This window comes from Chitinophaga sp. G7 BAM 1005, assembly GCF_057126945.1.
In genome coordinates this window covers 2,599,011-2,611,808 of sequence record NZ_CP181478.1, presented here as the reverse complement: position 1 = coordinate 2,611,808, position 12,798 = coordinate 2,599,011, and the positions used below count along the sequence as shown (strand labels likewise).

Genomic DNA, 12,798 nt, shown 5'->3' with positions numbered 1-12,798 from the left:
TTACTTTTCCAGGTATAGTTATGAAGGCAAAGGAATGAATTTTTATAACTGTTAAAATAACTTTCTGGCATTAACTGCGGTGCAAAATAATATATTTTTGCGAAGGCCCAAATTCCCATTTTGATATCTCCCTGATAATTTCATCAGCTCCTCACTTCACCCACGCCGCAATCGTAACCCCGCCAAGATATCCCATTATAAGCACCACTAACCACCCGGCCAGCTGCATCCATACAGGATGCCGGTAGTGCTGCAGCAGCCGTACGCTGCCAGCGGCCACCAGCACCACTGCCAGGGCTACCGGTAGTATGAGTCCATTGAGCGCCCCCGCCATCAGCAACAACTGTACGGGGTTGCCGGCGATTACAAAAACAACGGTGGAAAAAAGTATAAAAACACTGATAAACCAACGCTCGTTGGCCGCAATAAAAGGATGAAATGTTTTCAGGAAGGAAACGGATGTATAAGCTGCTCCTACTACAGAAGTAATGGCAGCGCTCCACATCACAATACCAAAGAAACGGTAACCAATTTCCCCTGCTGCTATCCGGAATATAGCCGCAGGCGGATTACCACTGTCGAGTACCGCGCCCTGTGTGATAATGCCCAATGCTGCCAGGAATAGCAGCACACGCATGATAGCGGTGATAACAATACCGCTTACTGCACTGCGGTTAACAAAGCCTATCTGCGTTGTTCCGCTGATACCAGCGTCCAGCAGGCGGTGCGCACCGGCAAAACTGATGTAACCGCCAACGGTTCCGCCAACAAGCGTTACAATGGCCTTTGTATCAATCACTGCAGGCCATACGCTTTGCTGTACTGCCTGCAATACCGGTGGATGTGAACTCACGGCAACATACAAGGTAAGCAGCACCATCAGGATGCCCAGCCATCGTGTAAACTGATCCAGTACATGGCCGGCCTCTTTCATCCAGAAAATAAACAGCGCGATACCACAACTCAGCAACGCGCCATAAACAGTGTCCATACCGGTGAGCACCTGTATGCCCAGTCCACAGCCACCGATGTTGGCGATGTTAAAGGCGAGTCCGCCTATCACCACCAAAGCGGCCAGCACATAACCCAGGCCCGGTAACAGCGCATTGGCGAGATCCTGTGCGCGATACCCGGAAACGGTAAGTACGCGCCAGATATTCAGCTGTGCGCCAATATCCAGTAACACTGATATTAATATTACAAAACCAAAAGACGCCCCCAGTTGCTGCGTGAATACTGTTGTTTGTGTAAGGAAACCGGGACCGATGGCGGAAGTAGCCATGAGGAAAGCTGCACCCAGCAGCACGGAAGTTTTTTGTTTGCTCAAGGCCGTTGTATGGTTAACTGGTGATGATGTAATGCAGTATTAATGGCGCGCGCAAATGTTACGGCGTGTGCGCCATCGCCGTGAAGACAGATCGTTTCAGCCGTCATCGGAATCGTATGCCCGTTAACGGTAGTTACCTTTTGTTCCGTAACCATCTGCAGCACCTGTGCTATCGCCTGCTCTTCTTTTTCAATGAGTGCGTTGGGTTGTGTGCGGGGAGTAAGTGCACCATCATCCTGGTAGGTTCTGTCGGCAAATACTTCGCTGGCTGTTTTTAGCCCGGCTTCCCTGGCAGCCGTAATAAGCCAGCTGTTACTGAGTCCGAAAAAGCAAAGCCGGGGATCCACATCTTTCACGGCTTTAACAATCACGCGGGCCATAGCCGGCGATTTAGCGGCCATATTATATAATGCGCCGTGAGGCTTTACATGCCTCATCGTGGTATGCAGCGATTTGCAAACCAGTTGGATGGCATATAGTTGTGTGGTGATCAATTCATATAATGCATGATCTGAAAGCTGCTGTTCTGTTCTGCCAAAATTCTCTTTATCTGCAAAGCCGGGATGAGCGCCGATGGCTACCTTATTTTCGAGTGCCAGCGTGGCCGTACGCAGCATCGTATCATGATTGCCGGCATGATAGCCGCAGGCAATATTGGCGCTGCTGATAAAAGGCATAATGGCGGCATCGTTGTCCAGGCCCTCTCCCATGTCGCAGTTAAGATCTATATAATGCATAATGATGATGATTAAACAGGCTGTTGTTGCAGCCATTCCTCCAGTCGTAATTTACAGGCATTTTGAAGAAAGAGCAAGTCCTGCTCCTGTTTCCACAACAGGGCGGATGCCGTTTTTTCATCCGTCATACTAAAATGAACCTCCTGGTACGGCATACGTTGCGAAAGAGAAGGCATATCCGCGGTAATCACATGTGCCAGCCGGGCATACCCTCCGGTGGTTTGATGGTCTGCCATGAGTATGATGAGTTGGCCGTTGGGTAACAGCTGTATGGTACCCCTGGTGATGCCGGCAGATAGCTGTTCCTCCCGTGGCTGTGTGGCCAGCGGCGGACCGATCAGGCGGAATCCCATCCGGTCGCTTTGTTCCGTTAACGAAAATGCAGCGCTGGTAAATTGTTGGCGGGCCTCTTCCGGTAACAGGCTCCATTGACTGCCAGGGAGCGTACGTATGATATCTTTTGTGGTGTACAGGTGACTTACATCGGCGGTCCACGGTAACGGTACCACTTCCCTGCCCCGGAACCATAAAGGGGAAATGTTGCCCTGCCGGAGCTGAAGGTGATCATTCTTTTTCAGCGGGCGGCCATCCAAACCGCCGGCGCCGGCCTTTAAATGGGTACTGTAGCTTCCCAGCCAGGGCGTAAGTACAAGCCCGCCCCGTATAGCCAGGTAACACCGTGCGCCGGAAACAGGCTTGCTAAAACGCAACACTGTTTGCTTATTCACCAGTACCGGCCTGTTAATGTCCAGCGGCTGGCCATTAACAATGGCGCCAAAATCAGCGCCGGATAATGCGATCATGGCATCTGTATCAAACAGGAAAGCCGACGCGGGAAAATGCAGTTCAATAGCCGCTTCGGTGAGGTCGTTGCCTACCAGGCTGTTGGCTACCGCAAGCGCTACACGATCCATAGCGCCACCGGGATTAATACCCAGGTGTTGGTAACCGTATCGTCCTGCATCCTGGATGGTATCCAGCAATCCTTGTTGTACTACCTGTATCAATGTTTTTGGATCTTAAAATGTCAAATATAATGGGTCATCTCCCGGAAATCTCCCAGCGATACCGGTATAAATCTTACCTCGTCGCCGGGGCCACAATAGCAGGGAATTTTCGCACCGGCATCAAATAACCGCAGGGGGGTGCGGCCAATAATATTCCAGCCCCCCGGCGATTCCTGCGGATAAATACCGGTTTGCGCGCCGGCAATACCCACACTTCCCCCGGGTACCCTGAGCCGGGGTTGCTTTAACCGGGGCGTTACCAGCACGTCATGTACTTTGCCCATATAGGGAAAGCCGGGCAGAAAGCCCAGCATGTATACAGTGTACGTTTGTTCTGTATGCAGTGCTATGATATGCTCCGGGGAAACGTTTTTGCGTTCCGCCATCGCAGGCAGGTCCGGCCCCAGGGAAGGGTGATAGCATACGGGTATCTGCAACCGGCGGGGCGGAGCGGCGGTGGTTACTGCTGTGTCCTCCAGCGTGGCCGCGATGAGTTCCCTGATCTTCTCACCGGCGTAGCCATGCAGCTCCCGGTACAACACCACCGCATCGTATACAACTGTTAAGGAAGCATAGGCCGGAATAAGATCCAGGATGTATGGCTTATGCAGGTCCTCCAACTGCCGGAATGCCTGCATTACCCGGCCGTGGATATCCTTACCGATCTGCTGTTCCCATTCTATGATAACAGCCCGGTCGCCCAACGGAGATATAGTGTAGTTTTTACGCATCTGTTTATGAAGATAAAATAACTATTGCACATTGCTGTTAATAGCGTAAATTCAGGTATATAACATATCTATGAATGAACCTTTTTAACCTGGTAAAGCTTAAATTGGGTCCATCACTACTTATTTTGCTATTAGCGGATTGTTTTATTTTCTCGGGAGCAAAGGCACAAATCAAAGCAGACTTCAATGCATCATCAACGAGCGATTGTGAACTGCTACTAACAACATTTAGTGATCAATCAACAGGCCAGCCTGTATCCTGGCAATGGGACTTCGGTAACGGGTATACCTCTACTGAACAGCACCCCGGGGCTACCTATGTCAAACCTGGCGTTTATACCGTATCCCTCACGGTAAAAGATGCTGCCGGACAATCAGCTACCATCACCAAAACAGGATTTATTACCGTAAGATCCAGACCTAAAGTGGATTTCACGGCCACCAACGTAACCGGCTGCGCACCTTTACAAACCACTTTCACAGATAAATCAGACCCGGTAAGCGGTACCCTCCTTACCTATACCTGGGATTATGGAGACGGCACCACCGGCAGCGGCAGCAGCAGTACGCATACTTATCAGCAGGCCGGAAAATACCCGGTAACGCTCATCGTTACCAACAGCTATCAATGCACCAGCTTTAAATTAGTGGATACCATGATAAAGGTGGCCCCTCCCATTGTGGCCGGTTTTTCCGTACCCGAAAAAATATTCTGCAGCGCACCCGCCACTGTGCAGCTTACCAATACTTCCACCGGACCAGGTACCCTTGTTTATAACTGGGCTTTTGATGACGGCAGCACTTCTTCCTTAAAAGATCCCGGTACGCATACCTTTACCAGCAAGGGACTTCACGCTATTACGCTGACGGTGACCAATGAACTACACTGTACGTCGATCAAAAAAGCAGCCGATATTAACGTGGCCGCCTATACTACCAACTTTACTTTTCCATCACCTGTTTGTACCAATACACCAGGCATTTACGGCGGCGTATTTGCTACCACAGATCAGCTCAATGTGGCCTGGGAAATAAACGGGCAACCAGCTTTGAACAACGCGGACAATACCACTACCTACACCCCTCCCGCTACCGGTTCGTTAAATGTTAAACTAACCGCTACCTATGGCAAATGCGTGGAGGTAGTAGAAAAAAAACTGGATATAAAACCGTCTCCCAACGCCAGTATCAACGTGATGATACCTCCTTTCTGTAACATGCCCGCTACCGCCACGTTCACGGACAATGCTCCTGCTGCCGCTACCTGGCAATGGGACTTTGGCGACGGGCAAACCTCCACCGCGCAACATCCCGCGCATACCTATACCGCAGCCGGTAACTATACCGCTACCCTGGTTACCACCAGCAAAGATGGTTGTGCGGCTACTACCAACAGCAGCTTTGATATAGCCCCGGTAAAAATAACAGCAGAGGGAAAAAACAGGAGCGGCTGCGAAGGATTAACAACCACCTTCGGCGCCGTGGTTAACAATGCAGACGTTATTAAAACCTACGAATGGAACTTCGGCGACGGCAGCCCTGTATCTGCGTTAGCAGCTCCTGTACATCAATATAATAATGCAGGCATCTACACCGTTTACCTGACCTATACTACCGTCAACGGCTGTACGGGAAAGGTAGAAACAGTAAATAAAGTAGAAGTATATAAAAAGCCCGTTCCTGAATTCTTTTCACCAGACGCCCCGGAAATCTGCGGTAATAACCCGGCTGCATTCATAGACCAGTCGGATATTGGCGACAGCTGGCGGTGGGATTTCGGAGATGGGGCCACCGGTTCCGGTAAAAACACTACTTATAGCTACCAGCTACCGGGAACGTATACCGTACAGCTGATAGTAGGTAATCATACCTGTTATGATACCATTGTTAAAAAGAAATACATTACCGCCACCAATCCATTCCCCCGGTATTCGATCCGGCCGGTGGACTGTAACAAACGCACTACCATTGTTTTTGAAGATCATTCCATAGGGGCGGAATCCTGGCAATGGTCCTGGGGCGATGGTACCGATACTGCCTATAGCACACCTGCCGCAACTTTAACGCACGTTTTTCCCGGCAGCGGTACCTACCAGGTGGTGCTTACCACGAAAGGCAGCCACTGTACCACACATGAAGGGCTAAAGGTAACGGTGATCGCTCCTTCTCCTGTAGTGATCAGTACCGATAAAAGTACTTTATGCAGCAACGATTTGCTCGGCGCTGCCATCACCAGCTACAACCCGGCTATCTATAAATCTTCGGGCTACAAATGGCTGGCTGGCGGCATCGATCAGAGCGACCCGGACGACCAGCAAACATTCATCTACAAAAATCTTTCTCCCGGCAAACAACTCATACAACTATCGGCCGAAAACCTGCAGGGATGCATAGATCTCAGTAACGTAATACCGGTTAATGTACGGGGGCCTGTTGCCGCGTTTAAACTACCGGCCGCCAAATGCGCCGGCAGCGAACTGAGTTTCACAGACATGACCAGTACCACATATAGTGCAGGTATTAGTGAGTGGCAATGGGATTTCGGAGATGGCACTCCTGTAGAAACCTTTACCAAAGGACCTTTCCGGCATACCTACAAACAACCGGGAAATTATAACCCTATGATGAAGGTGACTGACAAGGAAGGTTGTGTAAGCTATGGCTATAATAATACCCTCCAGGTAAAAGGCCCCCACGCCGCATTCGACGCCAGCAGCTATCTTGTTAAACCAGGCACAGATGTATACTTCTATAACAATTCCAGCGAAACCGGTGGCGCTATCACCAGTGTGAACTGGAGTTTTGGAGATGGTCATACTTCTACTGCCACCGGAACAGTCACAAACAACTACACCCTGCCGGGCGCCCACCAGGTAGTACTGCGCGTGAAGGACAATAATGGTTGTGAAGACAGTGCAAAAAAACAGGTAAGGGTATCCAGTGTTGGCGCCGACTTTAGCTATACCTCCCGCTTTGCAAACGGAGGCAGTTGCGCACCAATGATCTTCTTCTTTACCAATACTTCTCTCAGCTATATTTCCAGCTATTGGAGTTTTGGCGACGGCACTACTTCCATTGAAGCCAATCCTATACATACCTATACGGAACCCGGACTTTACGAGGTGATCCTAACCGCACAGGGAGAAGCAGGCGTAACAGACAAATACATTGATACCATAGAGGTAAAAGGCCCCTATGCCGCTATAATAGCCAGTTCCGACGGCGGATGCCTGGAAAAGGAAATTCAGTTTAATGTTATCAGCAAGGGTTCGCAGGATTTCAGCTGGGATTTTACTGACGGCATTATTCTTCATACTACCGACAACGTTGTGAAACACGTTTTTAAAACGCCTGGCATTTATCAGCCGAGGCTCTTGCTGACTGACGCCTCCGGTTGCAGAGGCAGCGCCCTTCTTCGCAATCCGATCGTTATTGATAAACTGGATGTACAATTAACGCCAATGCCGGCTATCCTTTGCGGTAAAGGAACGGTTACGTTCAATCCTGTATTCAACAGTTTTTCTATTGACCAGTTAGCTAAACCAGCTACCTATAAATGGGACTTCAATCCCTCACTGGTACCAGCCAACGAAACAACAGCTACTCCTTCTTTTTATATTCCTGCACCGGGCAGGTATGATTTTAATTTTACTACCACTACCGCCTATGGTTGTAAACAAACAGTAACTACTAACGTGAACGTATATACTAAACCGGAAGCCATTATTGCAGGTCCCGATAAAGTATGTGTAGCATCTCCGGCCGGTTTCAGCGGCAGCGCTACGAACGACAATGGTCTTACCTGGGAATGGAACTTCCCTAACGGGCAAACTCCGGCTGTCAGTAAGCCTCCGCAACAGGTATTCTCCCAGCCAGGTCCGGCAGATATATCCCTTGTTGTTACCAATAAAGACGGATGTACTGATACGGCCCATCACCTCTTAAACGTACTGCCTTTGCCTGATGCAAAAGCCACTGCTATGAGTGAATTTATCTGTTTGCACAATACTACCCTGTTACAGGCCACCGGCGGCGCCAGTTATGAATGGACGCCGGTTGCAGGACTCAGCAACCCGCTGATCGCAAACCCGTCGGCTAGTCCTGATACCAATACCACCTACCTCGTGAAAGTAACAGACAGTAACGGATGTATCAATACAGACCAGTTAACGCTGCAGGTAATCCAACCATTTAAGGTAACGGCTACACCGGATACCTCCCTGTGCCAGGGCGCAGTGCTGCCGCTATATGCCTCCGGTGCAGACTATTACAAATGGGAAGGCAGCGGGCTGGCAAATCCAAACGAAGGCGTTACCACGGCTACATTAACCAATACAGGTAACTATACCTACGCAGTAACAGGCTACGACAGCAAAGGATGCTTCTCTGATAAAACATCCCTGCAGGTAATCGTAGCACCGTATCCGTTAGTAAATACAGGACCCGACCGGAATGTTCCCGCCGGCACACCTGTGCAGCTCACGGCTTCCGCAAGCAATGATGTGGTCAGCTACAAATGGTCGCCGGCACAGGATCTCAACTGCCCAGGCTGCGCCAGCATACAGGTGATTCCCAATCTCACCACTACCTACGCAGTAGAAGTGGAAAACCGCTATGGCTGCAAAGCAAAAGACGACGTTATCATACACATCCTGTGCAACCAGTCTGCCATTTATATGCCTAACGCATTTACGCCTAATCAGGATGGACAAAACGACCGCATTTATCCTAAGGGAAAAGGCGTAAAGGAAATCGGGTACCTGCGTATTTATGACCGCTGGGGAAAACTTATCTTTGAAAATATTCATTTCCAGATCAATACCCCTGCCGCCGGCTGGGATGGCCGCATCAACAATAAAGAAGCCGCTTTTGGAAGCTATATTTATTACATGCAAACCATCTGCGAAAACGGGGAGAAATTTGAATTCAAAGGAAGCATTCTACTGATAAAGTGAGTCGGCCACCAGCATCTTCATAGCATTGTATGCCCCGTCCGACAGCCGGTACGGCCGTTCGTTTACCATCTGCACAAACTCAACACTAAACGCCAGGAACAGAGGAAAAGGACTGCCCGGTGAAACGCTGGCGGTAAGCGTGAGTGGTTCGGTAATGTGGCTATCCAGTATCAATGCCTCACTGCTTACTTCATCGCTTTCATATTGCGCTTCCTCAAAATCAATCGCACAAAAGCCGCAGGTGATAACTACATGCGTGGCGCCGCCGGGCGACTGCACTTCCCTTGCCGGATAGAATGGCGGTATTACAATAGTTCCTTCCCCGGCTGCACGATCAATGGTTGCCGTTAAAGGCGCATAAAAAGAAGTGCTCATCACGCTCTTTGTATTGAACTCAAATTTTTCCATGATCTTTATGTCGCCGTTCATCACATTGCGATATCCCCGCTCACTGGTTGTATCTGCTTTTATCACTTTCAGGAACTCTCTGAGGAGGCGGGGCGTAATTCCACTGTCGGCAGCATGCCTGATCATATAACGGAAAGCGGAACGAAGCAATTTCCCTGCACTGCCAGCTCTGCCAAATTCCATACTGTTTTCCCTGCTACGCTGGAATGCAGGATCAGTGGCTATCCGCGCGCCGGATACCCCGGATCGCTTTCTGACTACATAACCACGTTTAGTTTTATAAAAAGATAAATTTTCGATTGCGCCATTGAATTGCAGCAATCCGTCCTGTTTACTCATCGTTAAAATGTTTTCGTTAAAAGATAGGCAGTTTAGATAGCTATGCCTGTTAAGCTCCGGCTGTTGATTACACAGACGTACCATGCGAAAGTATCTACTACCCTGCATGCGTAAAAACAAATCCGCCGCTTTTACCGCTTTTTACCGCTTTTTGCCGGAATACGTCACATCGGTTTATGCATAGTGCATTCATAGTGCATGGGGAGTGCATGAATAGTTCATTAGGAGTTCATAGTAACAGTATAGATAGTGCATGGGATACGCAGGTCCCAGGCATGGCTGAAGCAAGTAACAGGTAGCTTTATTAAAATATTTCCGGAATATCAGGATGTTTTATAATGATTTGGAAAATCACAGGAAAGACTTCCCGGGAAATATAAATTTGAGAGGCGCCCTCTTTAGGCGCCTCCTGTTCTCTTTCTGTATTATAACCCTATGCTTACCATTTTACTTTCAGTTCAGAACGCCTGTTCTGTTTGTAATCCTCTTCCTTACATGGCACACCATCCTTACAGCCGTTCACAGGGTTACTTTCCCCTTTATTGCTATAGTAGAGGCGTTTCGGATCAATGCCCTTATTAGCGAGGTAATCTATTACCGCATAGCAACGTAACGCCGACAGATCGGTGTTATACTGATCAGAGCCACGGTTATCGGTAAAGGATGCAATCACGATCTTCCAGTCGGGATGACGCTTCAGCACCGCTGCCACCTGGTCCAGGATCCTGCGGGATTCGGTGAGCAGGGAGGCGCTGTTATAATCATAGAGGAACTTCAGTTCTTCCAGCTGCTGTTTATCTGTTTCTTCTTCCGCAGTATGCTTTCTCGTTACCAAACCCGGCTGCCCGCTTGTTACAGGTGGCTGTGGTGTGGTAGTAGGATCCGTTATCACCGGCGCTGGGTTCTCCCTGCGGTTAATCCGGCTAAAGTAATCGGGATCAGAGAAGTAATAGACATCATCTTTACCCATGCCACCCGGTTTGTTGGATGCCAGGTAACCTTCATAGCCATTACGTTTCAGGATTAGTCCTATGTCGTCGGCGCCGGAATTGAACGGCACTTTCATGTTCTCGGGTGTTTCCCAGCCGGATTTCCCTCCTTTCACGCGGTAAATATCGTAGCCACCCATCCCTGCATAGCCCCTGCTGGAGAAGTAAAGGATGCCGTCTTCGTTAACGGTGGGGAAGGTTTCTGCGGCTACCGTGTTTACCTGGCTGCCACAGTTAAGCGGCGCTCCCCAGGAGCCGTCAGCCTGCTTTTCCGAATACCAGAGATCTGTTTGCCCCAGACCGCCCGGGCGGTCAGATACAAAATACAGTACATCGCCACCGGTGCTTAGCACTGCATGACTGGAAGAATATCCTTCCATATTGATGCCGGGCATCAGTACCGGCGTTTGCCATTTACCGTCTTTTTTTACGGACTGATAGATCTGCAACTGGCGGACACCATTTACAAGTCCTTTGCCCGTAACAGGCACACCCTTGCCCTGTATGTTGATAGTGGCATAAAGGGTATCTTCTGTGCTGTTAAGACATACCGGGCCAATATGATAATCATATTTACCCAACAATGCGGGCGCCAGTTCTTCCAGGTACATATCGGTATTGCTACCGGTGTATTGCTGGTAAACGTATGATTTATAATAAGGTTGTTCGGTGCGTTTATCGATAGGAGGTTTCGACTGCGAGCCATTATTAAGCGCCATTGTACGGTATCCGTTTGACATCAGCAGCAAACCTTTCTGTACTACCCCGCTTACCAGGTCGGAGCCCTGGGTGTTTAGCTCCTTAACCGGTTTTAACTGCACAGGAACGCCCTGCTTACGCCATACAACGGCGCTATCGCAGCCCTGCAGCGCGATGTCTTTTAATTTAAGACTGTCCGCATTGGAGGTAGTGAACAATGCATACTGCTGCTTTGCTTCATCATATTGCTCCAGTTGCCGGAGCGCTTCTCCATACGCGAAATAAGCGGATGCAGGGCGGTCGGGACGACCGGTGATCTCCCGGTAAACATCCGAAGCTTCCTTAAAGTAACCGATCTCCTGGTAACTATGGGCCATCTTCATCAGCTCATCTACCGGCATCTTACTTCCCTTGTTACGGGCAATCCTGTTATAAAGCGCTCCTGCCTCCGCATACTCCTGTCTTGCATAAGCTGCATCAGCCAACTGCGACAAGCTTTTCTGCTCCTGGCTGTACAGGTTGGAGGCAATCAAAAACAGCGGAATAATAATTATAGTGCAACGTATCATACGGGTAGTAACTAAGAGTTAAAAATACCTGGGATTCCTTACAGTGAAATTTTTCGAAGGGATTAAGAAGCCTAAGGATATTTCATGCGATCCTCCCTGGTAACCTGCCATTTTATTAATACTCAGATCGTAGGAATACCCGATGCGGAGATTTTCTGTAGCATAGAATTCCACCATCAGGCTGGCCGCATCCAGTTCACTCAGATCTTTCTGCAAACCGGTTTTGTTCCACAGCCCCACACCCGTGCGATAGGATGCTCCTGTCCACAGCTTTTCACCGATCAGCAGAAAGGCATTGATGTCTACGTTAGTAGGTCCTTTAAAATCTTCTTTAATAAGAATAGAAGGCTTCAGCTGTAAATTATCTCCCAGCGGGAACATAGCGCCTGTAGTAATATACAGGTGCTGTGTTTTACGGATGGTAGAATAGTTGTTCCCTTTCCAGCTGTAACGCGTAGCATCGGTATAGAGCGAAAACAGGTCCATAATGGAAGCCCCTGCATAAAAGCGGGGAGTATAGTAGTAAACCCCGAAGCGGGCATCTGGTACCCACACACTCTTTTTACCCAGTGGTATGGCGGAATCGTCGTTATCAGTGTATTGCAGCGCATTACCGTCAATAGAATACTGGGTAACGCCACCGCCTAACCCGATGCAAAGCCGGCGCGTATCCTCGTCGTCCAGCGGAATCCGGTAGGAATACGAACCATACAGCGACAAAGCATCCTGCGGACCAAGCTTGTCAAACAACATTTGCAGCCCCAACCCCACCTTATTATCACTGGCAGGCGTTACTCCATCTATCGACACGCCGCCTGTACGGGGCGCGCCGGGAAATCCGGCCCACTGATGGCGGTATACGGTGTTCACATACAGGTCTTCCTTATAGCCTGCATAGGCAGGGTTAATGCTTAACCCATTGAACACGTATTGGCTGAACTGTATGTTCTGTTGCGCTGCTCCACGCATTCCTATCGCCAGCAGCATCACCATTATTCCTGCTCTGAGTACTGTTTGCATCTTTTACTTTTTTTGTA

8 protein-coding genes are annotated in these 12,798 nt (G+C 49.3%); 1 reads left to right on the top strand and 7 read right to left on the bottom strand.

The genetic code is table 11. The features are described from left to right. Window positions 1–151: 151 nt before the first annotated feature. From ACMXI2_RS10400 to pxpB, 4 genes are read right to left on the bottom strand one after another with little or no spacing between them, the layout of a single operon-like run. Window positions 152–1,327, bottom strand: coding sequence for an NRAMP family divalent metal transporter (locus tag ACMXI2_RS10400; protein ID WP_483781526.1), 1,176 nt, complete (start codon window positions 1,325–1,327; stop codon window positions 152–154). Further along, complete coding sequence (gene pxpA, locus ACMXI2_RS10395; protein WP_483781525.1) at window positions 1,324–2,100, bottom strand: 5-oxoprolinase subunit PxpA; 777 nt, start codon at window positions 2,098–2,100, stop codon at window positions 1,324–1,326. Before pxpA ends, ACMXI2_RS10400 begins: the two co-directional genes overlap by 4 nt. Continuing rightward, window positions 2,076–3,071, bottom strand: a complete 996-nt coding sequence (locus ACMXI2_RS10390) for a 5-oxoprolinase subunit C family protein (RefSeq protein WP_483781524.1) — start codon at window positions 3,069–3,071, stop codon at window positions 2,076–2,078. The genes pxpA and ACMXI2_RS10390 overlap by 25 nt, the downstream gene beginning before the upstream one ends. 20 nt (window positions 3,072–3,091) lie before the next feature. Then, window positions 3,092–3,802 (bottom strand): 5-oxoprolinase subunit PxpB, encoded by a 711-nt coding sequence (gene pxpB, locus ACMXI2_RS10385; protein ID WP_483781523.1) that lies wholly within the window; start codon window positions 3,800–3,802, stop codon window positions 3,092–3,094. Window positions 3,803–3,876: 74 nt separating this feature from the next. On the opposite strand from pxpB, the gene ACMXI2_RS10380 reads away from it, so the two are divergent. After that, complete coding sequence (locus ACMXI2_RS10380; protein WP_483781522.1) at window positions 3,877–8,757, top strand: PKD domain-containing protein; 4,881 nt, start codon at window positions 3,877–3,879, stop codon at window positions 8,755–8,757. On the opposite strand, the gene ACMXI2_RS10375 is transcribed toward ACMXI2_RS10380, so the two are convergent. From ACMXI2_RS10375 to ACMXI2_RS10365, 3 genes are all read right to left on the bottom strand, one after another. After that, window positions 8,743–9,504 (bottom strand): hypothetical protein, encoded by a 762-nt coding sequence (locus ACMXI2_RS10375; protein WP_483781521.1) that lies wholly within the window; start codon window positions 9,502–9,504, stop codon window positions 8,743–8,745. The two genes, ACMXI2_RS10380 and ACMXI2_RS10375, sit on opposite strands and share 15 nt — an antisense overlap. 439 nt (window positions 9,505–9,943) lie before the next feature. After that, the gene (locus ACMXI2_RS10370; protein ID WP_483781520.1) at window positions 9,944–11,761 is read right to left on the bottom strand and encodes an OmpA family protein; all 1,818 of its coding nucleotides are present in this window, start codon (window positions 11,759–11,761) and stop codon (window positions 9,944–9,946) included. Between the two features lie 18 nt (window positions 11,762–11,779). Beyond that, a complete protein-coding gene (locus ACMXI2_RS10365; RefSeq protein ID WP_483781519.1) occupies window positions 11,780–12,781 on the bottom strand; it encodes a PorP/SprF family type IX secretion system membrane protein in 1,002 nt (333 codons plus the stop codon). Window positions 12,782–12,798: the final 17 nt, after the last annotated feature.